This window comes from Dissulfurirhabdus thermomarina (assembly GCF_012979235.1).
Lineage (GTDB): Bacteria > Desulfobacterota > Dissulfuribacteria > Dissulfuribacterales > Dissulfurirhabdaceae > Dissulfurirhabdus > Dissulfurirhabdus thermomarina.
The window spans coordinates 101,340-126,978 of sequence record NZ_JAATWC010000002.1 but is presented as its reverse complement, the minus strand read 5'-3'; the positions used below and the strand labels follow the sequence as shown (position 1 = coordinate 126,978).

At 72.9% G+C, this 25,639-nt stretch carries 22 protein-coding genes; 10 read left to right on the top strand and 12 right to left on the bottom strand.

Annotation, left to right across the window (positions count from 1 at the left end; translation table 11 throughout):
- Nucleotides 1-25 precede the first annotated feature (25 nt).
- Nucleotides 26-1,108, top strand: coding sequence for an ABC transporter substrate-binding protein (locus tag HCU62_RS03960; RefSeq protein ID WP_163299707.1), 1,083 nt, complete (start codon nt 26-28; stop codon nt 1,106-1,108).
- Nucleotides 1,109-1,141: 33 nt separating this feature from the next.
- On the opposite strand, the gene HCU62_RS03955 is transcribed toward HCU62_RS03960, so the two are convergent.
- Nucleotides 1,142-1,348, bottom strand: coding sequence for an SHOCT domain-containing protein (locus tag HCU62_RS03955; RefSeq protein ID WP_163299704.1), 207 nt, complete (start codon nt 1,346-1,348; stop codon nt 1,142-1,144).
- 193 nt (nt 1,349-1,541) lie between these two features.
- Here HCU62_RS03955 and HCU62_RS03950 point away from each other — a divergent pair, with 193 nt between their 5' ends.
- A complete protein-coding gene (locus tag HCU62_RS03950; RefSeq protein WP_163299701.1) occupies nt 1,542-2,378 on the top strand; it encodes a universal stress protein in 837 nt (278 codons plus the stop codon).
- Between the two features lie 13 nt (nt 2,379-2,391).
- Here HCU62_RS03950 and murJ read toward each other — a convergent pair whose 3' ends face one another.
- Both murJ and cysS read right to left on the bottom strand, forming a co-directional pair.
- Nucleotides 2,392-4,035 carry a murein biosynthesis integral membrane protein MurJ gene (gene murJ / locus HCU62_RS03945; RefSeq protein WP_343066720.1) on the bottom strand — a complete coding sequence of 548 codons (1,644 nt, stop codon included), beginning with the start codon at nt 4,033-4,035 and terminating at the stop codon, nt 2,392-2,394.
- Nucleotides 4,032-6,428, bottom strand: a complete 2,397-nt coding sequence (gene cysS / locus HCU62_RS03940) for a cysteine--tRNA ligase (RefSeq protein ID WP_163299633.1) — start codon at nt 6,426-6,428, stop codon at nt 4,032-4,034. Before cysS ends, murJ begins: the two co-directional genes overlap by 4 nt.
- Before the next feature lie 120 nt (nt 6,429-6,548).
- Between cysS and HCU62_RS03935 the strand changes: the two genes are divergently transcribed.
- Entirely contained in the window at nt 6,549-8,201 is a 1,653-nt protein-coding gene (locus tag HCU62_RS03935) for a glycogen synthase (RefSeq protein WP_169755447.1), read from the top strand.
- A gap of 5 nt (nt 8,202-8,206) precedes the next feature.
- Complete coding sequence (locus HCU62_RS03930; RefSeq protein ID WP_246325275.1) at nt 8,207-9,097, top strand: selenium metabolism-associated LysR family transcriptional regulator; 891 nt, start codon at nt 8,207-8,209, stop codon at nt 9,095-9,097.
- Between the two features lie 21 nt (nt 9,098-9,118).
- Here the strand turns inward: HCU62_RS03930 and HCU62_RS03925 are convergent, their stop codons facing one another.
- The 4 genes from HCU62_RS03925 to HCU62_RS03910 form a co-directional block, all read right to left on the bottom strand.
- Nucleotides 9,119-9,967 (bottom strand): acyl-CoA dehydratase activase, encoded by an 849-nt coding sequence (locus HCU62_RS03925; RefSeq protein ID WP_169755465.1) that lies wholly within the window; start codon nt 9,965-9,967, stop codon nt 9,119-9,121.
- The gene (locus HCU62_RS03920; RefSeq protein WP_163298300.1) at nt 9,967-11,241 is read right to left on the bottom strand and encodes a double-cubane-cluster-containing anaerobic reductase; all 1,275 of its coding nucleotides are present in this window, start codon (nt 11,239-11,241) and stop codon (nt 9,967-9,969) included. The genes HCU62_RS03925 and HCU62_RS03920 overlap by 1 nt, the downstream gene beginning before the upstream one ends.
- Nucleotides 11,242-11,436: 195 nt before the next feature.
- Nucleotides 11,437-12,021 (bottom strand): TVP38/TMEM64 family protein, encoded by a 585-nt coding sequence (locus HCU62_RS03915; protein ID WP_163298299.1) that lies wholly within the window; start codon nt 12,019-12,021, stop codon nt 11,437-11,439.
- Between the two features lies 1 nt (nt 12,022).
- On the bottom strand, nt 12,023-12,883 hold the full coding sequence (locus HCU62_RS03910) for a sulfurtransferase (protein ID WP_163298298.1): 861 nt from the start codon (nt 12,881-12,883) through the stop codon (nt 12,023-12,025).
- 145 nt (nt 12,884-13,028) lie between these two features.
- Between HCU62_RS03910 and HCU62_RS03905 the strand changes: the two genes are divergently transcribed.
- Together HCU62_RS03905 and HCU62_RS03900 are read left to right on the top strand one after the other, a co-directional pair.
- Entirely contained in the window at nt 13,029-13,232 is a 204-nt protein-coding gene (locus HCU62_RS03905; protein WP_163298297.1) for a heavy-metal-associated domain-containing protein, read from the top strand.
- A gap of 1 nt (nt 13,233) precedes the next feature.
- A complete protein-coding gene (locus HCU62_RS03900) occupies nt 13,234-15,705 on the top strand; it encodes a heavy metal translocating P-type ATPase (RefSeq protein WP_163298296.1) in 2,472 nt (823 codons plus the stop codon).
- Nucleotides 15,706-15,714: 9 nt separating this feature from the next.
- Here HCU62_RS03900 and feoB read toward each other — a convergent pair whose 3' ends face one another.
- The 3 genes from feoB to HCU62_RS03885 all read right to left on the bottom strand — a co-directional run bounded on the left by feoB (nt 15,715) and on the right by HCU62_RS03885 (nt 19,276).
- Nucleotides 15,715-17,892, bottom strand: a complete 2,178-nt coding sequence (gene feoB / locus HCU62_RS03895; protein WP_163298295.1) for a ferrous iron transport protein B — start codon at nt 17,890-17,892, stop codon at nt 15,715-15,717.
- Nucleotides 17,893-17,994: 102 nt separating this feature from the next.
- Nucleotides 17,995-18,558: a CvpA family protein gene (locus HCU62_RS03890; RefSeq protein ID WP_163298294.1), complete on the bottom strand. Its 564-nt coding sequence runs from the start codon at nt 18,556-18,558 to the stop codon at nt 17,995-17,997.
- Nucleotides 18,559-18,592: 34 nt separating this feature from the next.
- Nucleotides 18,593-19,276 carry a lysophospholipid acyltransferase family protein gene (locus HCU62_RS03885; RefSeq protein ID WP_163298293.1) on the bottom strand — a complete coding sequence of 228 codons (684 nt, stop codon included), beginning with the start codon at nt 19,274-19,276 and terminating at the stop codon, nt 18,593-18,595.
- Between the two features lie 200 nt (nt 19,277-19,476).
- On the opposite strand from HCU62_RS03885, the gene xseB reads away from it, so the two are divergent.
- From xseB to dxs, 3 genes are read left to right on the top strand one after another with little or no spacing between them, the layout of a single operon-like run.
- On the top strand, nt 19,477-19,740 hold the full coding sequence (gene xseB / locus HCU62_RS03880) for an exodeoxyribonuclease VII small subunit (protein ID WP_163298292.1): 264 nt from the start codon (nt 19,477-19,479) through the stop codon (nt 19,738-19,740).
- On the top strand, nt 19,737-20,648 hold the full coding sequence (locus HCU62_RS03875; RefSeq protein WP_163298291.1) for a polyprenyl synthetase family protein: 912 nt from the start codon (nt 19,737-19,739) through the stop codon (nt 20,646-20,648). Before xseB ends, HCU62_RS03875 begins: the two co-directional genes overlap by 4 nt.
- Nucleotides 20,649-20,689: 41 nt before the next feature.
- Nucleotides 20,690-22,612, top strand: coding sequence for a 1-deoxy-D-xylulose-5-phosphate synthase (gene dxs / locus HCU62_RS03870; RefSeq protein ID WP_163298290.1), 1,923 nt, complete (start codon nt 20,690-20,692; stop codon nt 22,610-22,612).
- Between the two features lie 66 nt (nt 22,613-22,678).
- Here the strand turns inward: dxs and HCU62_RS03865 are convergent, their stop codons facing one another.
- The gene (locus HCU62_RS03865) at nt 22,679-23,881 is read right to left on the bottom strand and encodes a class I SAM-dependent rRNA methyltransferase (RefSeq protein ID WP_163298289.1); all 1,203 of its coding nucleotides are present in this window, start codon (nt 23,879-23,881) and stop codon (nt 22,679-22,681) included.
- A gap of 134 nt (nt 23,882-24,015) precedes the next feature.
- Here HCU62_RS03865 and HCU62_RS03860 point away from each other — a divergent pair, with 134 nt between their 5' ends.
- Nucleotides 24,016-24,933 (top strand): YkgJ family cysteine cluster protein, encoded by a 918-nt coding sequence (locus HCU62_RS03860; protein ID WP_163298288.1) that lies wholly within the window; start codon nt 24,016-24,018, stop codon nt 24,931-24,933.
- A 401-nt stretch (nt 24,934-25,334) separates the two neighbouring features.
- On the opposite strand, the gene HCU62_RS03855 is transcribed toward HCU62_RS03860, so the two are convergent.
- Nucleotides 25,335-25,577: a hypothetical protein gene (locus HCU62_RS03855; protein WP_163298287.1), complete on the bottom strand. Its 243-nt coding sequence runs from the start codon at nt 25,575-25,577 to the stop codon at nt 25,335-25,337.
- Between the last annotated feature and the right edge of the window lie 62 nt (nt 25,578-25,639).

Below are 25,639 nucleotides of genomic sequence, written 5' to 3'. Positions count from 1 at the left end.
AGCCGGTCGCCCGGCCCACCGCGCCATGAGCCCGACCCACCTCTCTTCCAACGCCTGGCGGATCACCCTCGCCACCGTGGCCTGGGTGGCCCTCATCTCGGCCCTGCACTACTGGAGGAACGTGGACCACGGGCGGGTCCAGGTCCTCCGCATGGGCTACATGCCCGTGGTGACCAACCTGGCCTGCCCCCTCCTTGACTACGCCACCCGGAACGCCGCCGACGTCCGGTTCGAGGCCCTCAAATTCGGCTCCTTCGCGGAAATGGGCGACGCCCTCCGCGAGGGCCACATCGACGCCGCCTTCATGATCGCCCCCCTGGCCATCGTGATGCGCCAGCAGGGCGTCCCCGTCAAGGTGGTCTACATCGGCAACCGCCACGAGAGCACCCTGGTGGTGCGATCCGAACTCCCGGTCCGGACCTTCCGCGACCTGGCGGGGCACACCCTGGCGGTCCCCATGCGCTACAGCGGCCACAACGTGGCCGCCCGCCTGCTGGCCCGGAAGTACGGCATCGAGGACCGGATCCGGATCCTCGAGATGAACCCGCCGGACATGCCATCGGCCCTGCTCTCCGGGGGGCTCGACGCCTACTTCGTGGGGGAGCCCTTCGCCATGCAGGCGGTGCGGACGGGACGGGCCCGGGTCCTGCTCCACGTGGAGGACGTCTGGCCCGGCTTCATCTGCAACCTCCTGGTGGTACGGGAAGACCTGCTCGAACGCCGCAGGGAATGGATCGCGCGCCTGGTGGAGGGTGCCGCGCGCTCCGGCCTGTGGGCCTCGCGCCATCCCGAGGAGGCGGCCCGGATCGTGGCGAAGTACTGGAACATGCCCGCGGAGACGGTGGCCGACTGCCTCACCCACCCCCGGGGACGATTCGTCTACGACCGGTTCGTGCCGAAGGTGGAGGAACTCCGGGAGCTGGCGCACCGGATGATGGAGGTGGGACTCGTCGGCACGGACGACGTCTCGGGCCTGGTGGACGACAGCCTGGCCCGGTCGGCCCGGCTGGACGACATCACGGACTTTTTCAGCATCCTCTCGCCGCCGGTGCAGCCGCTGGACACCGCCCGGGGCGAAGCGCCCCGGGCGGGCACCCGCCGCCGCTGATCCTCACCCGGCGCCGCCGGGCCTGGACCGGTCTCACCCGCACTCGGCCAGGTACCGCATCTTGGCCTCGTACTCCGCCCGGGTGATCTCTCCCCGCTCGAACCGCTCCCGGAGAAGGCGCGCCGGGCCCTTGAGCAGGCAGGAGACCCCACCCCCGCCGGAGCGGGCATGGCGCCACCAGGCGAGCACGAGGCCCACCACGATCCCCGCGGCAAAACCCAGCAGTACGGCGGTTTCCATGCGATGTCCCTCCTGATGGATCGGCGGCCGCCCGGCCGGCGTTCCATTTCGATTTCATCTTACCCCCCGGATCTCCCCGGGAAAAGGCGTGCGAAATCACCCGATTTTGCGCCCTGATTTGACAAGCCCCGCGTGGCCGTCCTAAGTTGAAAAAATGCGCCGGGCCCGGAGGTGCCCGGCCCAGCGGGCATCGATGTTCAAGAGACTCCTCATCGCCACCGACACCGACGCGGCCTCGCCGCGGATCCTGGAATGCCTGCCCGAGGGCAACCCCCTGGGCGTGGAGGAAATCGTCCTGGTCCACGTGGCCGGGCCGGACGCCGCCGGGGCGGCGGACCGGATCGCGGCCGCCCGGCGGGGCCTCGAGGCCCGGGGATTTTGCGTGAAGGTGGACCTCCCCGCCGGGGTGCCGACCCGGGCCATCCTCGAGGCGGCCGACCGGCACGACGCCTCGGTCATCGTGGTGGGGTCCCATCACCGGGGCACCCTCCGGGGCGCCCTGGTGGGGAGCACCAGCTACAGCGTCCTCCACGAGACGGACCGGCCGGTGCTTCTGGTGCGGCTCTGGGGGGACGGCGCCTGCGACGCCCCCGCGGGCCCCGCGCAGTGCCTGCGCCACATCCTCTTCCCCACGGATTTCTCCGAGACGGCCGAGCGGGCCTTCCTCTACCTCGAGGCCCTGGCGCGGGCCGCCGGTTCCGAGGTCACCCTCTACCACGTCCACGACCGGGCGCGCATCGATCCCTACCTCCGCGACCGGCTCCCCGAGTTCGACCGGGTGGACCGGGAACGCCTCGAGCGGCTCAAGGCCCACCTCGAGGCCAACGGGGCGGGCCCCTGCCACGTGGAGGTCTCCTACGGCGTCCCGGCGCAGCGGATCCTGCACCTCGCCCGCAACAAGGATTTCAGCCTGGTGGTCATGGGGACCCAGGGGCGGGGCTTCCTCCCCGAGGTCTACATGGGGAGCACCGCCAACGCCGTGGCCCGCCACGGACCGCTCCCGGTGCTCTTCGTCCCGAAGCGGCGCTGACCCGGCCTCCCCCTCAGGCCGTCCCGGTCCGACCGAGCCGCCGCCGGAGGGCCGAGGCGAGGACCGCCACCTCCGGCACCCGGAGCGGCGCCAGCACCACGGCGTAGCAAGCGGCCCCGAGGACCACCGCCGCCCCCACCCCCCAGAGCGTGGCCCAGAACCCGGCCCCGGGCTCCAGGAAAAGCGGGCCCCGGAGCAGGACGAGCACCCAGCCCATGACCGCCGAGGCGAGGCAGATCTTCGCCAGCGAGGCCACGAGCCGACCCGCCGGATACCCCCCGACCTTCCGGTAGAGGACCACGGCCAAGAGGAGGAAGTTCGCCGTCATGGCCACGGAGAGGGCCAGGGCCACGGCCCGGTGCTGGAGCGGCCCGAGCAGCCACCAGACCACGGCGAGGTTCACCCCCACCGCGGTAAAGCTGCCGATCACCGGCCACTTGGCGTCGTCCAGGGCGTAGAAGACGGGCACCACGATCTTGACGGCCCCGTAGGCGAAGAGCCCGATGAGGAAGAACCGCAGGGCCGCGGCGGTCATGAGGGTGTCGTGGGGCCCGAAGCGGCCGTGCTCGAAGAGGAGCCGGACCACCGGCTCTGCCAGGATCCACAGCCCCACGGCCGCGGGCACGGTGAGTGCGAAGCCCAGGGTGAGGGAGGAGACCAGGGTCTCGCGCATGGGGCCGATCTCGCGCCGGGCCGCCTGGCGCGAAACCACGGGCATGGTGGCGATGCTCAGCGCCACGCCGAACATCCCGATGGGGAGGAACATGATCCGGAAGGCGTAGCTCAGCCAGGCCACGCTGCCGGGGGCGCACAGGGAGGCGAAGCGGGTGTTCACGAAGATGTTGATCTGCGTGGCGGAGAGCCCCACCACGGCCGGCACCATGAGGAGGCCGATGCGCCGCAGGCCCGGATCCCGGAGATCGATCCGCGGCCGGAGCCGGAAGCCGAGGCGGTGCAGGAGCGGCCACTGGACGAGGAGCTGCGCCAGCCCCCCGGCCAGCGTCCCCACGGCCATCCCCACGATCCCCGGCACCCCGTGGCGGGGAAGCACCAGGGCCAGCCCGCCCCCGAGGAGGATGCAGGTGAGATTGAAGCAGCTCGAGGCCAGGGCCGGTATGAAGAACCGGCCCTTGGTGTTGAGCACCCCCATGACCACGGAGGCCAACGAGACCAGGATCAGGAACGGGAACATGATCACGGTGAGGCGCCGGGTGAGGAGGAGCTTCCCCGGCGCCTGCCCCTCGAACCCCGTGGCCATGAGCCGGACGATCTCGTCGGAGAAGACCGTTCCCAGAAGGACCACCAGGCCGAGGAGCACCGCCAGGACGGCCATGACGTTGTTCACCAGGGCCCAGGTCTCCTCCCGGGTCCGCTTCTGGTCGTAGTCGGTGAAGACCGCCACGAAGGCGGCGCTCAGGGCCCCCTCGGCGAAGAGGTCCCGGAGGAGGTTCGGGATCCGGTAGGCCACCACGAAGGCGTCCATGGCCGTCCCGGCGCCGAAGAGCCCGGCGAGGACCTGCTCCCGGACGAGGCCCAGCACCCGGGAGAGCAGCACCGCGAACCCAACGGAGCCGGCGGACCTGGCGATGCCGGCGGTTTCGCCGCCCCCGGCGGGGCGGCGGGGTCCACCCGCGGCCGGACCGGTCCGCCCGTTCACGCCGGCCGGCCGGGGCGGCGGACCGTCCACCGCCAACGCTGGCCCCTCGGTGTGTCCATGACCTCGACCCCCAGGGCGAGGAGCCGCCCGCGCAGCTCGTCCGCCCGCTGCCACTCCTTCCGGGCCCGGGCCGCCTCCCGCTCCTCGAGGAGGGCCAGGATCTCCGGATCCACCGGGGCCGAGGCGTGATCCACGTCGAGGAACCCGAGCACGGCGTCCACCCGGGCGAGCCCCTCCACCACGGCCCGGGCGTCCGGGGCCGACAGGCGCCGCCCGGCCACCAGGGGCTGGAGCCGCCGGACCAAACCGTAGAGGTGGGCGAGGGCACGGGAGACGTTGAGGTCGTCGTTCACGGCCCGGGAGAAGCCGTGTTCCATCCCGGCCACCGCCTCGATGACCTCCGGCCGGGGATCGCCGCCCTCGTCCGCCCCCGCCTCCGCCAGGCAGCGGACCTCGCCGGTGAACTGGTCCAGCCGGTCCAGGGCCCGGGCCGCCTCATCGAGGAACCGGCGGGAGAAGTTGAGGGGTTTCCGGTAGTGGGTGCGAAGGAGGAAGAAGCGCACCTGGCGCCCGGTGTACCCCTCGTCGAGGAGGTCCCGGAGCGTCACCACGTTGCCGGCCGAGCGGGACATCTTCTTCCCGTCCGCCAGGACCAGCTCGCTGTGGAGCCAGTACCGGGCCAGGGGCTGGCCGGTGAGGGCCACGGCCATGGCGATCTCGTTCTCGTGGTGGGGGAAGACCAGGTCGCAGCCGCTGGTGTGGATGTCGAAGAAGTCCCCCAGTTCCTTCATGGACATGGCGGCGCACTCGATGTGCCACCCCGGCCGGACCTGTCCCCAGGGGGTCTCGTAGCCGATGCCGTTCTTGAGCTCCTCCAGGGTCACCCGCTTGAAGAGGGTGAAGTCCACCGGGCTGTCCTTCTCGTAGTCGTCGAGGTCCACGGTGGCCCCGAGCCGGATCCGGGACAGATCCACCCGGGAAAGCCGCCCGTAGTTGGGCAGCTTCGAGATGTCGAAGTAGATGGAGCCGTGCTTCTCGTAGGCGTAGCCCGCCTCCACGAGCCGCTGGGCCAGGCGCACCATGTCCGGAACGTGGCGGCTGGCGCGGGGGTAGGCCTCGGCGGTGCGGACGCCGAGACTCCGGACGTCCTCGAGGAAGGCGGCGGCGTAGTGGTCCGTCAGTTCCTCGAGGGTGCGCCCCTGGTCCAGGGCGGCGCGGATGGTCTTGTCGTCCACGTCGGTGATGTTCATGACGTGGCGGACCTCGTAGCCCTGGGCCTCCAGCACCCGCCGGAGGAGGTCGGCCACCACCACGCGCCGGCAGAGGCCGAGGTGGGCGAACTCGTAGGCCGTGGGCCCGCAGGAGTAGATGCGCACCTTTCCGGCCTCGAGGGGCTCGAAGATCTCCTTGCGCCGGGTGAGGGTGTTGGTGAGATGGAGGGCGCCGGGCCGGGCCTCCTCGTCTTCCTCCGGGTAGTGGAAGAGGTCGGTGCTGAGGTAACGCTCGCCGCCGTCGGGGAAGATGACCACGACGCGGCCGGACTCCATGCGGGCGGCCACCCGGAGGGCCGCCGCGAGCGCCGCCCCGCTGCTCATGCCGGCGAAGATGCCCTCCTCCCGGGCCAGGCGCCGGGTCATCTCCAGGGCCTCCTCGTCGGCCACGTGGAGGATCTCGTCCGGGAGCCGCTTGTCGAAGATCCCCGGGCGGTAGGACTCCTTCATGTTCTTGAGCCCCTGGAGCCGGTGGCCGAGGTAGGGCTCCATGCCCACCACGCGGATGGAGGGATCGAGCTCCCGGAAGCGCCGGGCCAGCCCCATGAGGGTCCCGGTGGTGCCCATGGTGGCCACCACCGCGTCGAGCCGCCCCCCGGTCTGCTCCCAGATCTCCATGGCGGTGTGCTCGTAGTGGGTCCGCCAGTTGTCGGGGTTGTTGAACTGGTCGGTGCAGAAGTAGCGGTCGGGATGCCGGCGGGCGAGCCGATAGACCTCCTCTATGGCACCGTCGGTGCCGAGCCGGGCGGGTGTCAGCAGGATCTCGGCCCCGTAGGCCCGCATGATCTTGCGCCGCTCGATGCTGGCCGCCTCGCTCATGGCGATGCAGCACCGGTAGCCCTTGACCGCCGCCACCAGGGCGAGCCCGATGCCGGTATTGCCGCTGCTGGCCTCCAGGATGACCTTGCCCCGGGTGAGCTCGCCCCGGGCCTCGGCCCCCTCGATCATTCCGAGGGCGATCCGGTCCTTGATGGAGCCGCCGGGGTTGAAGGACTCGAGCTTGGCGAGGATCTCGACCCGCGGGTAGGGGTTGAGGCTGCGGATGGGAACCAGGGGGGTGCGGCCGATCTGGTCGAGGATGTTGCCCCGCGGCCGCGGGGGGGTCTGTCCGTTGTTCGCCATCTTCTCCGGCTCCGGCCCCGACTTCGAGACGGGGCCAGCATATAGGCCCCACCGCTGCTTGACAAGTGGCGCCGCCTCTGTTGTCATCGGCCTAGTCGATACGAAACGATACGAGCGCTGATGAAGACCTCCCCCCGCCCCGCCACCTCCGGCCCATCGAAGGCCGCCCGCCCGCTCCGGGTCTGGTTCCTCTCCCGGGAATACCGTGGGATCGCCGGCGCCGGCGGCGTCCAGGACGTCACCTGTGACCTCGCCGAGGCCCTGGCCCGCGCCGGGGTCCGGGTCACCGTGGTGCTCCCCCGGTACGGGTTCGTGCCGGCGGCGGACCTCGGCTTCCGCCCCCTGGACCTCGGCTTCGACATCGACATGAACTACACCCACGAGGAACGCCGGGAGCGGGTGGCGTTCCACGCCCTGCGCCGAAGGGGCGTGGAGATCGTCCTGGTGGAGGCGGACAGGTTCGCAGAAAAACACGGCGTCTACGCCTACACCGCCGAGGAGGAGGCCGCCGACCCCACCCACCGGCGGGGTGCCGGTCACTACGACTACTTCGCCATGAACGTCCTCCACCAGAAGGCCGCCCTGGCCCTGGCCGTGGCCCGGGGGCGGGCGCCGGAGGTCTTTCACTGCCACGACGGCCACACGGCGACGCTCCCCGCCCTCATGCGCGAGCTCGAGGGGTTCCGGGTCTTCTTCCGCCGGAGCGCGGCCCTCGTCACCCTCCACAACGCGGGCATCGGCTACCACCAGGAGATCCAGGACCTCCCCTTCGCCCGGGCCAACACGGGCCTCCCCTGGCGGGTGATCACCGGTTCGCTCCTCAACGGGGCCTTCGATCCCTTCCTCGCCGGGGCCGCCTATGCCCCGATGAACACCGTGAGCGAGAACTACGCCCGGGAACTCCAGGAGACGGAGCTGGACGCCCTCACCGGCTGGCTGGGTCACGCCCTGCGCGACCGGGGCGTCCGGCTCGAGGGCATCACCAACGGGATCAACCCCGACGCCTTCGATCCGCGCCGCCACCGGCGCCTGGGGCTGGCGGCCCCCTTCGATCCCGCCACCGGGGACCTGGCCGGAAAGGCCGCCTGCCGGCGGCGGTTGCTGGCCGACCTCGCCGCCGGGCGGACCGGCCGGGCCGCGGCCATCGGTTCCCTGGACACCGCGGCGGACGTCCCGCTCCTCACCGCCGTCACCCGGCTCTCCGAACAGAAGGGGATGGACATCCTGGCCGAGGCCCTGGAAGACCTCCTGGTCGAGGAACCGGACTTCGGGGTGCTGATCCTGGGCGCCGGCGAACGGGCCGTGGAGGAGCGGCTGGCCAGGCTGGCGGAACGGCCGGAGCACGCGGGGCGCTTCCTCCTGCTGCTCGGCCACGACCCGGCCCTCGCCCTCAAGGTCTACGCCGCCGGGGACTTCTTTCTCATCCCCTCCAGGTACGAGCCCTGCGGCCTCACCGACTTCATGGCCCAGCTCATGGGGAACCTCCCGGTAGTGCACCTGACGGGCGGGCTCGTCAAGGTCCGGGACGGCTTCAACGGTTACGGCTACGCGCCCAACACCCCGGCGGCCCTCAAGGCCGCCGTGGTCCGGGCGCTCCGGGACCACCGGCAGCGGCCGCAGGTCCTCGACCGGATGCGCCGGGACGCCGTCCGGCACATCCGCGAGCACTTCACCTGGGAACGGGTCCGCGGCCGTTACCTCGACCTCTACCGGCAGGCCCTGCGGGCCGTGGCCGGCGGGAGCGGCCCGGTGCGGAGGCGGAGGCGGCCGTGATCGAGATGCGCCAGGTCCAGGTCTTCCTCGCCGTCTGGCGCCTCAGGAGCTTCAGCCGCGCGGCCGAGGCGGTCCATCTCACCCAGCCCACGGTGAGCGGCCACATCGCCGCCCTGGAGGACCACCTCGGCGCCCGCCTCTTCGACCGGTCCGGCCGCGAGGTCACCCCCACCAAGGCCGGCGCCCTCTTCTACCCCTATGCCCGGCAGATCTGGCGCCTCCAGGGCCAGGCGGAACGGGAGATGGCCCTCTTCGCGGGCCAGGAGAAGGGCACGCTCGAGATCGGCGGCAGCAACATCCCCGGCCAGTACATCCTTCCCGGGCTGATCGGGGCCTTCCGGCGCACCCGGCCCAAGGTGGGCATCAGCCTCACCGTGGGCGACACCCGGTCCATCACCGCCGCGGTGGCCGAGGGGGACCTGGAGCTGGGCGTGGTGGGGGCCCGGCTGAACCGGTCGGAACTCCACTACGAGTCCTTCCTCGAGGACCGCCTCGTCCTGGTGGTGCCGCCGGACCACCCCCTGGCCGATGCCCCCCGGGTCACCCCGGACGATCTTGCGCGGTTCCCCGTGGTCACCCGGGAGCGGGGCTCCGGCACCCGGATCGCCGCCGAGCGGGCCCTGGAACAGGCCGGCGACGTCATCCGCCGGCTGGAGGTGGTGGCCGAGCTCGGCAGCACCGAGGCGGTCCGCCAGGCGGTCAAGGCGGGGCTGGGCTGCGCCGTGGTCTCGCGGCGGGCCGTGGAGGACGACGTCCGAAACGGCCTCCTCGCGATCCGGGAGATCGACGGCGTCGATCTCCGGCGGCGGTTTTTCCTGGTACGCCACCGCAAGCGCACCCTCTCCCCGGTGGCCGAGGCCTTCTACGACTTCCTCCTCCGTCGGCGGGAGGGATGACGGGGGCCGCCCCGGCCGGCCTCATCCCCCGGGTTCGCCGCACCGTGTGCCCGGCGGCCCGTTCCGGGCCGCTTCATCCCGGGGCGGGACCGGGTCCACCTTCCCGGGACGGGGCCGCGCGGCCAGCAGCGCCGCCCCGAGGGCGCCGGTGAAGTCCGGCTCGGGGGGCACCCAGACCGGGAGCCCCGCGACCCCGGCAAGCACCTCCGCCATGGCGCGGTTCCGGGCCACCCCGCCGGTGAAGACCACCTCCCCCGCCGCCCCCACGCGCCGGAGCATGGCCGCCGCCCGCCCCGCCACCGAGGCCACCAGGGCGCGGGCCACGTCCGCCGCGGGCACGCCTCGGCTCCGGAGGGCCACCACCTCGGTCTCGGCGAAGACGGTGCACATGCTGCTGATGGCCACGGTATCGGCCCCGGAGAGGGCGAGCGCCCCGAAGTCTTCCAGCGGGCAGCCGAGGGACTGGGCCGTCACCTCGAAGAACCGGCCCGTCCCGGCGGCGCAGCGGTCGTTCATCTCGAACCGGAGCACCCGCCCCCCGGGCCCGAGGGTCATGGCCTTGGTGTCCTGGCCGCCGATGTCGAGCACCGCCCGGGCCCCGGGCCGCAGGACGGCCGCGCCCGCGGCGTGGGCCCGGATCTCGGTGACGGCGCCGATGCCGAGTTCCTTGGCCACCAGGTGCCGGCCGTACCCCGTGGCCAGGGCCGACCGGAAGTCGAGGTCCGAAAGCATCCGCCGCACCTGGTCCAGGTAATCGAAGGCGGTCTCCGCCCGGCGGCGGACGCGGACCGCCCCCGCCGCCACCGCCACCACCTCCACGGTGCGGGAGCCCACGTCGATGCCCACGGCGTCCACGCCCCGCCGCCCCATCACCCCAGGGTCTCGACGAAGGCCTCGATCCGGGTCGCCAGGGCGTCCACGTCCTCCATGGAGTAGTCCGTCTCGATCCGCAGCATGGGAATCCCTTCCCGGTCGAGCCGGTCCCGGACCCGCGCGGCCTCGATGGCGTAGGGCTGGCAGAACTGGAGGGCGAAGTGGACGACCCCGTCGGCGCGGGTCCGGCGGACCATCTCCACCACGTGGTCCAGGCGGTCGTCGTTGGGGGTGAAGCAGGCGCAGTCGATCCGCAGGTAGCGGTCCACCAGGGCGTCGAGGAGGGCATCGAGGTCCGCGGCGGCCTCGTCCACGAGGTCCCGGGTGTGGCGCTCCCCGATGCAGCTCTCCTCCCCCACGATCACGGCGCCGGCCCCCTCCACCACGTGGGGCACCTTCCAGTTGGGGACGGCCATGGGGGCCCCGGCCACCAGGAGGCGCGGCGTCCCGGCCGGTGCCACGCCCCGCCCGGCGGCCACCCGTGCCTCAAGCTCGTCGCAGAGGGCCTCCACCGCGCCGGTGAAGCGCTCCGGGTCGTCGTAGAAGGCCACCTGGTTCACCAGGAGGGCGTCGCGGCCGCTGATGGGGGCCGGGTCGGCGCCCCGGAGCCGGGCCAGCCGCTGGAGCGCCCGGCGGCGCCGATTGACGAGGCGGACGGCCCGGGCGAGCCCCTCGGCGGTGATGCGGCGGCCGGTGAGGGCCTCGAGGGCCTCCGCCAGGCGCCGGACTTCCTCCCGGAAGAGGGCCCGGTCGGCGGAGCGCTTCGCCTGGGGGACCTCCATGACGTAGGTGGGGGCGAGGTCGGCCAGCAGCTCGTAGGCCTTCTTCTTGCCGTCGCACGTGGTCTCCCCCACCAGGAGATCGCAGGCGGCCATGAACGGGCAGAGCCGGGCGAGGCGGAAGCCGAAGAAGGACTTCACCAGGGGGCAGGTGTTGCGGGGGAGAAGCCGCTCGGCCTCCGCGAAGCCGACCTCCGCCCCCGCGCACAGGCCCACGCACGCCGCGCCCGCGGCCAGAACCAGTTCCTCGGGCACGAAGACGCAGAAGGTGCCCACCACCTTCCGGCCCTCGGCCCGGGCCGCCTGGAGCTCCCGGACCCGCCCGCCGTGGATGTCCGCCATGACGGCGTCCAGGTAGGCCATGGCCCGGGGCCGGTCGGCCTGGGAGAGGTAGACCTCCCGGTAATAGCCGCCGAGGAGCTCGAGGAGCCGTTCGTGGGCGGGAAGGTCCAGGCCGAGCCCGCGCCACATCTCGTCGTAGTCGCCGCCCATCTTCGATGACTCCTTGGGGTGACTCCTCGCCGTGGAAGACCGGGGCCCCGCGCCGCCGCGGGACCCCGGGGTGGGTTGGAGGGAACCGGAGGGCCGGCGCGGACCGAACCGCTCGCGCACCGCACCAAGGGGGGAGGGACGCCCTCCGTTCCTGGTTCGAACCTAGCCCGGGGCCGCCGGGATGTCGAATGGTAATTATCGCTCGGATAAGGATGATCTATCGGTTTCGTCTATCAAAAATCCCGACCGTCCGGCGGCGGCCTTCCTGGCGGCCGGCACCAGCAGCCATAGGGCGAGGAGCGCCGACCCGACCCAGGCGGAAGGGCTCGGCCGGCCGGCCGCGAGCCCCGGGAGGGCGCTGCCGGAAACGGCCAGCGCCGTGCAGGGAAGGAGGCATCCGAGCGCGGACCCGGCCAGGTACGCCCTCCACCCCACCCGCGTAGCGCCGAAGGCCAGGCCCAACCGGTGGGCCGGGAGGAAGGGATGGAGGCGCGCCAGGAGGACCGCCCGCCACCCGGACCGGGCCACCTCCCGCTCCAGGGCCGAAAGGCGCCCGGCGCCGACCCGCCGGGCGACCCGGGCGGGCCCCAGGCGGCGGGCCCGGCCGAAGGCCGCGGCGGCACCGCCCACGGCCCCGGCCGCCGCGGCGGCGGAACCGGCCGCCGGCCCGAGGAGGGCCCCCGCCGCCAGGGCCAGGGGCCAGGCGGCGAGACCCCGGAGGGCCGCGGCGAGCTCGGCCGCGGCAAGGAGCAGGAGCCAGGCCGCCGCCGGGACGTCCATGCTAGCGCGCCGCCTGCCGCCACTCGGCCATGCCGCCCTCGTAGTTCCGGGCGCCCGCGCGGCCCGCGAGCACCGCCGCGAGCCAGGCCCAGGCGGATCGCACCCCGCCCGCGCAGTAGAAGACCACGGGGCCGTCGGCCGGAACCCCCACCCGGGCCAGCACCGCCCGGAACCGCCCGGCGGAGATCGGTACCGGGGGATCCCCCTCCCGGAAGTCCGTCCAGGGGACGTGGACCGCCCCGGGGATCCGGCCCGTCCACCACTCCCACGTGGACCGGACGTCCACCAGGCGCCCCTCGCGGGCGGCCCGGGCCGCCGCCGCCCGGTCGGCCAGCACGTCCGGGCGGAGGGCCACCGTGTAGCCGGGCCCCGGCCGGGGCGGCGGGGCCGGGCCCCGTTCCAGCGGGAGCCCGGCCCGGCGCCATGCCTGGATGCCGCCGGCCAGGAGCCGGATGGGCCCCCGGTGGCCCAGGTAGGCCAGCACCCAGCAGATCCAGGCCTCGCCCCCCCAGCTCCGGCCGGCGTCCCCGTAGGCCGCCACCGGGGTGTCCGGGCCGATCCCGACCCGGGCCAGGGCCCCGGCCATGCGGCCCGGCGGCCACATCCGGTAGGGCACGCCGGACGGGTCGGTGCCGGTGTGGTCCTCCCAGGAGAAGGGCCGGGCCCCGGGGATGTGGCCCGCCTCGTAGGCCCGGCGGGAGCGGCCGTCCAGGACGACCCAGCGCTCCCTTTCGGCCGAAAGCGCCGCCGGGGTGAGAAGCCCCAGGTCGAACGCGCCCACCGCCCCCTCACCGGCACCGGCCGCTGAAAGGGCCGGAAGGAGCAGGATCCAGGCACCGAGCACGCACGGGGGAAACCGCATGAAACCCTCCTCGGGATCCGCCGCCCCACCGCCGGGGTCGGCAAACACCGCCTTCAGTATTAAACTGGCGGATCCCGGCGGTCAAAGCCGGCCCTCTCGGCCGCGACCGCCTGGGCACCCCGACCGCACCGGAGGAGACACGACCATGCCGCAAACGATCAAGGTCACGGGAATGAGCTGCCAGCACTGCGTCATGCGGGTCCGGGAGGCCCTCGAGGCCCTTCCCGGCCTGGCGGACGTCCAGGTGGACCTCGCCTCGGGGACCGCCACCTTCGAAAACCCGGGGGCGGTTCCCGACGAGGAGATCGCCCGCGCCGTTCGGGCGGCCGGCTACGGGGTGGACGGCTGACATGGACGACGCCGCCGGAAAGGACGAGACCCGCCTGGACCTCGCCGTCACGGGCATGGGGTGCGCCGCCTGCGCGGCCCGCATCGAGAAGGCCCTCTCGGCCCTTGCCGGGGTCCGGCGGGCCGCCGTGAACCTGGCCGCCGAGCGCGCCACGGCGTGGTTCGACCCGGCCCGGACCTCGCCGGACGACCTCGTCCGCGCCATCCGGGAGGCCGGCTACGGGGCCCGTCCCCTGGCCCCGCCCGGGCGGCGGGTGACGGTGGGTATCGGCGGCATGAGCTGCGCCGCCTGCGTGGTCCGGGTGGAGCGGGCCATCGCCCGCCTGCCGGGCACGACGGACGTGACCGTCAACCTGGCCGCGGGCCGGGCGACCTTCTCCTACGACCCGGCCCGGGCCGGCCTGGACGACGTCCGCCGGGCGGTGGAAGACGAAGGGTACCGGTTCCTCGGCCTGGTATCCGCCGTCACCGACACCGGGGAGAGCGCCCGGGACGAGGCGGCCCACGTCCGCCGGCTCCGGGACCGGCTCCTCTTGGGCGCGGCCCTGGCCCTCCCCGTCTTCCTGCTCTCCATGCCCGCCCTCTTTCCGCCGGCCCGGTGGCTCCCGGACCGGGCACGCTTCCTGTTGCTCCTGGTCCTCACGGCCCCCATCCAGTTCCACGTGGGGGCCGACTTCCTCTCCGGCGCCTGGAAGGCCCTCCGGCACCGGAGCGCCGACATGAACAGCCTGGTGGCCCTGGGGACCCTCTCCGCCTTCACCTATTCCTCGGTGGTGACCCTCTTCCCCGCCCCCTTCACCCGGGCGGGCCTGCCGCTCCACGTCTACTTCGATTCGGCCGCCATGATCGTGGTCTTCGTGCTCCTCGGCCGGTATCTCGAGCGGCGCGCCCGGGGGCGGGCCACGGCGGCCATGCGGCGGCTCATGGAACTGGCCCCGAAGACCGCCGTCGTGATCCGAAACGGCGAAGAGCGGGAGATCCCGGCGGGGCTCATCGTCCCGGGCGACACCGTGGTGGTGAAACCCGGGCAACGGGTCCCCGTGGACGGGGTGGTGGTGGGCGGGGCCTCCGCCGTGGACGAGTCCATGCTCACGGGCGAGGCCATGCCCGTGGAAAAGGCCCCGGGCGACGTCGTCATCGGGGGGACCCTCAACCTGAACGGCGTGCTCCGGTACCGGGCCGAGAAGGTGGGAAGCGAGACGGTGCTCGCCCAGATCGTCCGCGTGGTCCAGGAGGCGCAGGGTTCGAAGGCCCGAATCCAGCGCCTGGCCGATCGGGTGGCGGCCGTCTTCGTGCCGGCGGTGCTGGCCGCCGCCCTCGTCACCCTGGCGGCCTGGCTGGCCCTCGGGCCGGAACCCCGGCTCACCAACGCCCTCCTCGCCTTCGTCTCGGTCCTGGTCATCGCCTGCCCGTGCGCCATGGGCCTGGCGACCCCGGCGGCCGTCATGGTGGGGACCGGGCGCGGGGCGGAACTCGGCATCCTCGTAAAGGACGCCGTGGCCATGGAAAAGGCGGCGAACCTGTCGGTCTGCGTCTTCGACAAGACCGGGACCCTCACCGCGGGCCGGCCGGTGGTCTCGGCCCTGGTCCCGGCGGAGGGGTTCGACGAGGCCGGCCTCCTGCGCCTCGCCGCCGCGGCCGAGCGGGGCTCCGAGCACCCCCTGGCGCAGGCCGTCCTGGCCGCGGCCCGGCGCCGGGGAATAGAGATCCCCCGGCCCTCGGCCTTCGAGGCCCTGGCCGGCTTCGGCGTCCGGGCCGCCCTCCCCGACGGGGAGCTCCTGGCGGGGAAGCAGGAACTCCTCGAGCAGAACGGCCTCTCCACCGCCGGCCTCGAGGCCGCGGTGACGCCCCTGGTGGACAAGGGCCACACCCTGGTCTACGTGGCCCACGCGGGCCGGGTGGCGGGCGCCGTGGCCCTGGCCGACGAGCTCAAGCCCGAGGCCCCGGCGGTGGTCAGGGCCCTCCGGGAACTGGGCCTCAGGGTCTTCATGCTCACCGGAGACGGCCGGCGGACGGCCATGGCCATCTCGGAGCGGCTCGAACTCGACGGGTTCTGGGCCGGGGTGCTCCCGGCGGAAAAGGCCGACCGGGTAAGGGAGCTCCAGACGGGCGGAGCCACCGTGGCCATGGTGGGTGACGGCGTCAACGACGCCCCCGCCCTGGTGCAGGCCGACGTGGGGATCGCCCTGGGGACCGGCACGGACATCGCCCTGGACGCCGCGGACATCGGCCTCATGCGGGGGGACCTCACCGGGGTGGTCCGGGCCGTCCGCCTGGTGCGGGCCACGGTCCGGGTCATCCGGCAGAACCTCTTCTGGGCCTTCGCCTACAACGTCCTCGCCATCCCGCTGGCGGCCGGGGTCTTCTACCCGGCCTGGGGTCTCCGGCTGTCGCCGGCGGTGGCCGCGGCGGCCATGGCCATGAGTTCCGTCACCGTGGTGGCCAACGCCCTCCGGCTGCGGCGGGCCGGGTGACCGCCCGGATCAGGCCGCCAGCCGGGCGAGGGTCCCTCCCCACCGTATGAGGAAGGCCACGATCCAGGCGAGCACCATCAGATAGGAGACGGCGAAGGCCGTCCAGCCCACCGAGCCCGTCTCGCGCCAGATGGTCACCACCGTCACCACGCACGGGACGTAGATCAGGACGAAGGCCATGAAACCGAAGGCGGTGACCGGGGTGAGCCCGCTCCGCCTGAGCGCCGCCTTGAGGCCGTGGGCCTCCTCCCCGGTCCCCTCCGCCTGGAAGAGGACCCCCAGGGTGCTCACCACCACCTCCTTGGCCACGAATCCCGTGACGAGACTCACCCCGAGCCGCCAATCGAAGCCCAGCGGCCGAAGCACGGGCTCGATCCACCGTCCGAGGCGGCCGATGTAGCTGTGGGCCACCCGGTCCCGGGCCTCGGCCCGGTCGATGGCGGCGAGCCGTTCCGCGGCCGCCGCCCGGAGGGCGGCCGCGGCCTCGGGGGTGGCGGCCGCGGCCTCGGCGGCCTGGATCTCCGCCGCCGCCCGGGCCCGTTCCGCGCCGTAGTCCCGCTCCAGGGGCACGTCCCGCGGAAAGGCCCCGAGGAACCAGATGACCACGGAGAAGGCCAGGACCACGCCCCCCATCTTCTGGAGGTAGACCCGGGCCCGGTCCCACATGTGGATGACGAGGCTGCGCCCCGTGGGCATCCGGTAGGGCGGGAGCTCCATGACGAAGGGGGAGGACTCCCCCCGGAACAGGGTCCGCTTGAAGACCTGCCCCACCAGGATGGCCAGCGTCACGCCCAGAAGGTACATGGCGAAGAGGACGTTCCCCTCCCGGCCGGGGAAGAAGGCCCCGGCCAGGAGGACGTAGACCGGCAGACGCGCCGAGCAGCTCATGAGGGGGTTGATGAGGATGGTGAGGATCCGGTCCCGCCGGGTCTCCAGGGTCCGGGTGGCCATGATGGCCGGGACGTTGCAGCCGAAGCCCATGAGGAGCGGGATGAAGGACTTTCCGTGGAGTCCGAGGGTGTGCATGACCCGGTCCATGATGAAGGCCGCGCGGGCGAGGTACCCCGTGTCCTCCAGGAGGCTGATGCCGAGGAAGAGGAGCACGATGTTCGGGAGGAAGACGATCACCCCCCCCACCCCGCCGATGACGCCGTCCACCACCAGGTCCCGCAGGAGCCCGGCGGGCAGCGCCGCCCCGGCCGCGCGGCCGAGCCACGCCACCGCGGCCTCGATCCAGCTCACCGGGTACTCGCCCAGGGTGAAGGTTCCCTGGAAGAGGAGGTACATGATGAGGAGGAAGACCGGGAAGCCGAGGACGCGGTTGGTCACCACCTGGTCGATCCGGTCGCTCACCGTCTTCTTCGCCGCCGGGGACAGCCGCACGCACTCCTTGAGGGCCCCGGCGATGAAGCCGTAGCGGGCCTCGGCGATGAGGGTCTCGGGGTCGTCGGAGAAGATCCGCTGGAGATGTGCCCGGCTCCGGTCCACCTGGGCGAGGACGGCCGCCGCGGCCGGGCTCTCCTCCACCCGGCGGCGGACGGCCGGGTCCCCCTCGATGAGCTTGACGGCGAGCCACCGGGGGTAGCAGCTGGCGGCCAGCTCCGGGTCCTTTTGGACGGCCCGGCGGACGAGGGCGATCTCCTCCTCCACCTCGGGCCCGTAGTTCACGTGGACGTGGCGGGCCACCGGGTCCCGCCCCTCCGCCACCTCCACCGCCTTGTCGAGCAGGGCGTCGATCCCCTCCCCCCGAGTCCCAACGGTCTCCACCACCGGCACGCCGAGCAGCCGGCCCAGGTGCGCGTAGTCCACCCGGATCCCCCGGGCCCGGGCGACGTCCACCATGTTCATGGCGAACACCAGGCGGACGTTGAGCTCGATGAGCTGGACGGCGAGATAGAGGTTGCGCTCGAGGTTGGAGGCGTCGAGGATGTCCACCACCACGTCCGGGCGCTCGTTCAGGATGTAGTCCCGGGCCACCATCTCCTCCACCGAGTAGGCGGTGAGGGAATAGATGCCGGGCAGATCCACCACGCGCACCCGGTGCTCCCGGTGGACCACGGTCCCCTCCTTCTTTTCCACGGTGACGCCCGGCCAGTTGCCCACCTTCTGGCGGGCACCGGTGAGGTGGTTGAAGATGGTGGTCTTGCCGGCGTTGGGGTTGCCGGCGAGGGCGATGGTGAGATCCATGAAGCGGTTTCCCTTCCGCCCCGTGCCGGGGCGTCTTATCGCAATCGATTCACGATAATAACCGGATCCCCGGGCATTGCAAGGGCGGCGGGCCGGAAGGGATCAGGCGGCCCGGCGGGCGGCGGGCGGGGCCGCCGTCACGCCGCGCCGCCAGGGCGCCAGGCCCTTGAAGGGGCGGGCGTCGCGGAAAAGGAGCGACTTCAGGAGGCCGAGGGGGCGGACGATCCGGGGACCGAGGACCGAGCCGCGGATCGCCGGGTAGTCTCCCGGGAGCACCAGGGACAGAGCGGCGAAGAAGACGGCCGCGAGGAGGATCCCCTTCACCAGGCCGAGCGCGGCGCCGAGGGCGCGGTCCAGCCACCCCAGCTTCAACGACTCCAAGGTGTTCCGGGCCAGGACCCCGGCCGCGGTGGCGGCCAGGACCGCCGTCACGAGGATGAAGACGAAGGCGAGGACCGTCCGCCACCCGGGGTTCTCCACCCAGGGGGAGAGGACCTTGCCCAGGGCGGGGCCCCAAGAAACGGCCGCCACGAAGCCGAGCACCAGGCCCAGGACGGAGGCGATGGACCGGCTGAACCCCTTGAGGAGGCTGCGGACCAGCATGACCGCCACCATCGCGGCGATGACGTAGTCGACCCAGGTGAAATCCGGGAACCAGCCGCCCATCACGTCCCCGGCCGGCGGCCCCGCCTCGAGGGGTTCACAGGGCGGCCTCCGCCTCGGCGGTGGCGCCGTTCAGGTCCGTTTCCAGGCGGTTGCGATATGCCTCTATGGTGCCGCCGCGGGCGCCGGCCGGGACGTGGATGGGCGCGCCGTAGGCCACCACCACCCGGGCCCCCGGGACGGGCAGCACCAGGCGGTCCCAGCTGTTGAATCGCCAGGCCGGGCGGGCGGCGAACCCCACCGGAACCATGGGCACCCCGGTGTCGCGGGCCAGGACCACGGCCCCCTTCTGGGCCACCCGGGCCGGCCCCCGGGACCCGTCCGCCACGATGCCCGCGCCGTAGCGGTGGCGCCGCATGGCCTCCGCCATCCCGCGGATGGCCGCCAGCCCCCCCTTGTGGCGGGAGCCCCGGACCGGCACCTGCCCCCAGGCCCGGACCGCCCGGGCCACCCAGTCGCCGTCGCGGCTGCCGCTCACCATGATGAGGCCCCGCACCTTCCGGAAGTGGTAGAGGATGTAGACGAGGCTGAAGTGCCAGAGGGCGACGATCCCCGGCCGGCCCGGGGTGAAGAGGTCGCCGACCCGATCGCGGCCGACGACCCGGAGCCGGCAGGTGCCCATCCATGCCTCCACCGACCGGACCAGGGCCTTCGGCCCCCAGCCGATGGGCCCCGCCTCCATGATGGAGCCGCCTCCCGGCGCCCCCTCTCGCACTTTCATGGCGCTTGAGGTACCATAAGGAACTTCGGGGTTCAAGTCGCAGGCGCCGGTGCAGCCGGGATCGCCCACCGCGCCGGCGGCACACGAATCGCCGTCGTAACGCGGCCCTTCGAGCCTCGCGTCCACGGGGCAGGCCCGACGCCGCGCCTCCCGGCGATTCGCGCCGCACCTCCCCCACCTTGGATCGTTGCGAGTCCACCATGGCAGAAGAAAAGGAAGCGAAATCCTTCGAGACCGCGATCAAGGAACTCGAGGCCGTGGTGGCCCAGCTCGAGTCCGACGAACTCCCCCTCGAGGCCGCCCTGGAACGCTTCGAGGAGGGGGTGCGTCTCACCCGCTACTGCACGGCGGCGCTGGAGGCGGCGGAACGGCGCATCCAGGAGCTGACCCGCGACGAGGAGGGACGCCCGGTGCTCCACCCCCTCGAGGCGGACGCCGGGGTCGACCCCGCCGAGGACGCATGAACCGTCCATCCCAGGAATTCGACATCCGGGCCTACCTCGAACGCCAGCGGGACCGGGTGGAAGCGGCCCTCGCCGACCTCTTGCCCGAAATCGACGGGGCCGGGGCCCCGGTCTGCGAGGCCATGCGCTACAGCCTCACCGCGGGCGGCAAACGCATCCGGCCCATCCTGCTCCTGGCGGCGGCCCGGGCCGTGGGCGCCCCGGAGACACCGCTCCTCCCCGTGGCCTGCGCCCTGGAGTGTATCCACACCTACTCCCTGGTCCACGACGATCTCCCCGCCATGGACGACGACGACCTCCGCCGGGGAAGGCCCACCTGCCACAAGCGGTTCGGAGAGGCGCTGGCCATCCTGGCCGGAGACGGCCTCCTCACCTTCGCCTTCGAGCTCCTCGCCCGGCCGTCCACCCGGCGGGAGGTGGACCCGGCCCGGCTCCTCGAGGCCATCCACATCCTCGCCCACGGGGCCGGCGTCTCCGGCATGGTGGGCGGCCAGGCCGCCGACGTCCTCATGGAGGGGCGGGAGGTGGACGCCTCCACCCTGGCCTACATCCACCAGAAGAAGACCGGCGCCCTCATCCAGGCCGCCGTCCGCATGGGCGCCATCCTGGGCGGCGGAAGCGAACGGGAGGTGCTCGCCCTGGGCGAGTACGGGCGCTTCCTGGGGCTGGCCTTCCAGGTGGTGGACGACCTCCTCGACGTGGAGGGCGACCCGGCGGTCACCGGGAAGCCGGTGGGATCGGACGCCCGGCGTCAGAAGGCCACCTACCCCGCCCTCTTCGGCGTGGAACAGACCCGCCGGCGGGCGGCCGAGCTCCTCGACCAGGCGCTGGCGGCGCTGGAGGGGTTCGACGAGAAAGCGGACCCCCTCCGGGCCATCGCCCGGTTCGTGGTGGAACGCGACCGATGAAGGACGCCGGCGGCCATCCGGGCGCCGGCACGAGGGTGAACATGGAACTGCTCCCGCACATCCAGGGTCCGGACGACCTCAAGCGCCTCTCCCGGGAGGACCTCCCCAGGCTGGCGGCGGAGATCCGAAAGGTCATCATCGAGACCGTGGCGAAGACGGGGGGGCATCTCGCCCCCAGCCTCGGGGTGGTGGAACTCACCCTGGCCCTGCACTACGTCTTCGAGGCCCCGAAGGACCGCATCATCTGGGACGTCGGTCACCAGGCCTACGCCCACAAGCTGGTGACCGGCCGTTACGACCGCTTCCACACCCTGCGCCAGCACGGCGGCATCAGCGGCTTCCCGAAGCGCAGCGAGAGCCCCTACGACGTCCTGGACACGGGCCACAGCAGCACCTCCATCTCCGCCGCCCTGGGGATGACCACGGCCCTGGACCTTTCCGGCCAGGAGGGCCGGGTGGTGGCCGTGATCGGCGACGGGTCCATGACGGCGGGCCTCGCCTTCGAGGCCCTCAACAACGCCGGCCACCTCCGGAAGGACCTGGTGGTCATCCTCAACGACAACGAGATGTCCATCTCCCCCAACGTGGGGGCCCTCTCCTCGTTCCTCAGCCGGAAGCTCACCGGGCGCCTGGCCACCCGGTTCAAGCGGGAGATGGAGTCCTTCCTCAAGAAGAGCGGGGTGGGGGAACAGATCTGGAGCGTCCTGAAACGGAGCGAGGACTCGCTCAAGAGCCTCCTCACCCCGGGGATGCTCTTCGAGGCCCTCCAGTTCGAGTACGTGGGCCCCCTCCCGGGCCACCACCTCGACACCCTCATCGACACCCTCGACAACGTCCGGAACCTCGAGGGCCCGGTCCTGGTCCACGTCCTCACCAAGAAGGGCAAGGGCTACCCTCCCGCAGAGAAGGAGCCCGACCGGTTCCACGGCATCGGCCCCTTCGACCCCGCCACGGGGGAGCCGCGGCGGCCCGAGCGGCCCGCGCCGCCGACCTATACCCAGATCTTCAGCCAGACCCTCCTCCGGCTGGCCATGGACGACCCCCGGATCGTGGCCATCACCGCGGCCATGCCGGCGGGAACGGGGCTTTCGGCCTTCGCCGACGCCCTCCCGCACCGCTTCTTCGACGTGGGCATCGCGGAGCAGCACGCCGTGACCTTCGCGGCGGGGCTTGCCATGGAGGGGCTCAGACCCGTGGTGGCGGTCTATTCCACCTTCCTCCAGCGGGCCTACGACCAGGTCGTCCACGACGTCTGCCTCACGGGACAGCCCGTGGTCTTCGCCCTGGACCGGGGTGGGCTCGTGGGCGACGACGGCCCCACACACCACGGCGCCTTCGACCTCTCCTTCCTCCGGGCCGTGCCCAACCTGGTGATCATGGCCCCGAAGGACGAAAACGAGCTCCAGCACATGCTCTACACCGCCCTGAACCACCCCGGCCCCGTGGCCGTCCGGTACCCGAGGGGGGCCGGCGTGGGGGTGAGCCTCGACTGGCGACTGGAGGCGCTCCCCGTGGGCCGGGGCGAGGTGCTCCGGGAGGGGAACGACGTGGCCATCGTGGCCATCGGGTCGGGGGTGGCCCCCGCCCTCGAGGCGGCGGAGGCCCTCGCGGCCGAGGGCATCGAGGCCACGGTGGTGAACGCCCGCTTCGCCAAGCCCATCGACGCCGACCTGGTGACCGAGGCCGCCCGCCGCACGGGCCGGGTGGTGACCGTGGAGGAAAACGCCCTGGCGGGCGGGTTCGGGACCGCCGTGCTCGAGTGCCTCGCGGACCGGGGCCTCACCGGAGTCCGCGTCCGCCGGCTGGGCCTCCCCGACCGGTTCGTGGAACAAGGGGCCCAGGCCACGCTCCGGCGGGAGCTGGGCATCGACGCCGAGGGCATCCGGGCCGCGGCCGAGGCCCTGGCGGCCGAGGGACGCCGCACGGGAGCGGCCGCCCGGCTCCGACCGGTCCGGTCCGGCTAGCCGCGCCGGCGCCGACGGGCGCCCGCCTCCCCTTTTTCGGAAGCGCCGGGCAGGGGCGCCCCTCTCTCACGGGCGCCGGATCTCCACGAAGAGGGCCTTGAGATAGGCGGTCTCGGGGATGGCCGGGTGCACGGGGTGATCCGGCCCCTGGTGCCCCTCGAAGACGATCCGCGCCCGGCGCCCGGCCCGGAGCGCCGCCCGGCGGACGATGTCCACCAGCTCCGCCCGGGCCAGGTGGTGGGAACAGGAGGCGGAGACCAGGAGCCCGCCGTCCGCCACCAGCTCCATGGCCGCCCGGTTGAGCCGAAGGTAGGCGGCACGGCCGGCGGCGGCGTCCCGGCGCCGCTTGATGAAGGCGGGCGGGTCCAGGACCACCACGTCGAAGACCGCCCCGGAGCGCCGCAGCCGGGCCGCCACCTCGAAGACGTCGCCCCGGCGGACCTCCACGCGTTCCCCCACCCCAAGCTCCCGGGCGTTGGCCTCGAGGACGGAGAGGGCCGTCGCCGAGGCGTCCACCGCGACGAGCTCTCGGGCGCCCGCCGCCAGGGCCTGGAGGCCCCAGCCCCCGACGTAACAGAAACAGTCCAGCACCCGGGCCCCCCGGGCCAGGCCCGCCAATTCCCTCCGGTTCAGCCGGTGGTCGAAGTACCACCCCGTCTTCTGCCCCTCCCGGAGGGGAGCCCGGAAGGCGACCCCGTTCTCCACCACCCGGACCGCCTCGGGCATGCCGGGGGCGGCCGAGGGATCCACCACGGGCAGCCCTTCCAGCGCCCGAAGCGGGCTGTCATCCTTGAAGACCAGGATCTCCGGGCGCAGCAACTCCTCCAGGGCCGCGGCCGCCGCCCCCCGGGCGGCCTCCATGCCGGCGGTGGTGACCTGGACGACGCAGACGCCGCCGTAGCGGTCCACCACCAGGCCGGGGAGGTCGTCGGATTCGCCGTGGGCCAGGCGGTAGTACGGCTCCGGGAAATACCGGCGCCGGAGCGAGAGGGCCGCCGCGAGCCGTTCCCGGAAGAACTCCCGGTCGAGACGGCGTCCCGGCACCGGGCTGTAGAGGCGGGCGCAGATCAAGGAAGCGGGGTTCACGTAGGCGGAGCCCAGGGTCCGGCCGAGGTGGTCTTCCACCACCACGGGCGTTCCGGGGGAGAGGCCGCGAAGCGGCGTGGCGCGGGTGTCGACCTCGTTACTGAAGACCCAGGCGTGGCCGGCCCGGATCCGGCGATCCTCCCCGCGCTTGAGGCGCAGGGTCTGCCAGTCCGGTTTCATCATGAAGCGCCCCGCCGCATCGGACGGCCCGCGGCGGCCGGCGCCCGGGTTGCACCCGGCGTCACGCGGTGTATCCTTCCGGGACGCCGAATGCCGGACGTGTCGCCGGCCGGCGGCCGCCGACGGACGACGTGAACATGCCCCCCCGCACAGATTCTCCCCCGGACCTCCCGGAGCTTCCGGACACCGCGCCCCGACATCCGTCGTGGGAGGCCGGGTGCCGGGCCTTGGCCCGGCCGGCCTGGCCCCTCTGCCGCCTCGTGCTCCTGCTCTACCTCACCGGGCCCTTCGACCGGGTCGGGGACGTCGTCGCCGCCCTGCCGGACCCGGTGGAGACGGACGGTCCCGTCTACGAGGACCCGGGGCGCATCCTCGCCCCCTATCTCTCCATCCTGGAGGCGGCCCGGATGCTCAAGGACCCGGCGGCGGGCAAGGCCGCCGCGCCGGTGGTCCGGGAAGACGGCTCCCCCGTGGACGCCCTCGAGGGCTCGATCGCCCGGATCCAGCAGCAGGTCCTGGAGGCGGAGCTCGAGGACATCAACGCCCGGCTCTGCGCCCCGTGCGCGTGCACCCTCTGCTGCGTCGGCCCCGGGCCGGCGGCGGTCCACGACTTCTTCGAGATCCCCCTTTCGGAAGACGAGCTGGACCGGTTCGACCTCCCCCGGGTGGACACCCCGGCCTCCCGCGCCGCCGATCCCTACGAAGACCCCGAGCTCGTCGTGGACGGCCGCCCGTTCCATCGCCACCCGCCCGCGATCTACCGGTGGCGGCACGGCTGGGGCCTCGTCCTCGGCCGGGGAGCCCGCTGCCCGCACCTCGCCCCGGCAGGCAGGTGCGCCGTGTACCCGGACCGGCCCGACACCTGCCGCCGGCCGCAGATCTTCCCGGTGGTGCTGGAGCCCGCGGATCCCGGGAGGCCCGGCACCCGGCAGGTGCTCCGGGAGACGCTGCTCGCCGTCCTGGATTGTCCCTACGTGCGGCGGCTCCAGGACGAGATCGCCGCCTACGGAGCCGCCTGCGGCCTCCGCGTGGTCTTCCGCCGCAACAAGGCCTAGCCCCGCCCGCCTCTCCTCCCCGGCACCGCTCCGCAGGGCCCGTGCCTCCCGGGCCGCCTCACCGGCAATGGAAAAAAATCGGAACAGGGATTGCATAAAGGGAAGGGAGTGATTAACAATTAAATACAATATAAAAATATAACGTTGGATTTTGGCCATTGACGCCCTGGGAAAGGCCGGGCCGCCGGAGACGCTGCCCGTCCGGAAGAGGCCCCCGCGGGCGCCAAGGCCACGCAACGTGGAGCGACATGATGAATTGCCTCAAGAAACCCTACCGCCCCACCCACCCGGCGGTCTGCGCCAACTGCCGGCGGCGGTGCGAGCGGGCGGGCCGAAGGACGGGTGAGCGGCGCGCCCGGCGCGCCGGGTGAGGGCCCACGTGCCCGGTCCCCGGTCCTATGCTATGTCCCCGGGGGCTCTTCCCATCCCCCTTCCTCCTCGGTCCACCGGAGCCGTTCCTGGTAGTAGCCGGTTCCCAGGGACAAGACCGCCACGGCGGCCAAGACGCCCATGACCGAGAGCACGAGGTAGGGCCACCGGACCGACGGAGACGGCGGGTCCGGGAGGTCCCGCCGGCAATACCGGCAGACGACGGCCCCCTTCCGGATGCGTTCCTTGCAATAGGGACAGGTGCGTTGTGCCATGGCTCCCTCCGCTGCCGCGCGGCCGGGATGTCGGGGAACGAACGGCGCCGCACGGACCTTCG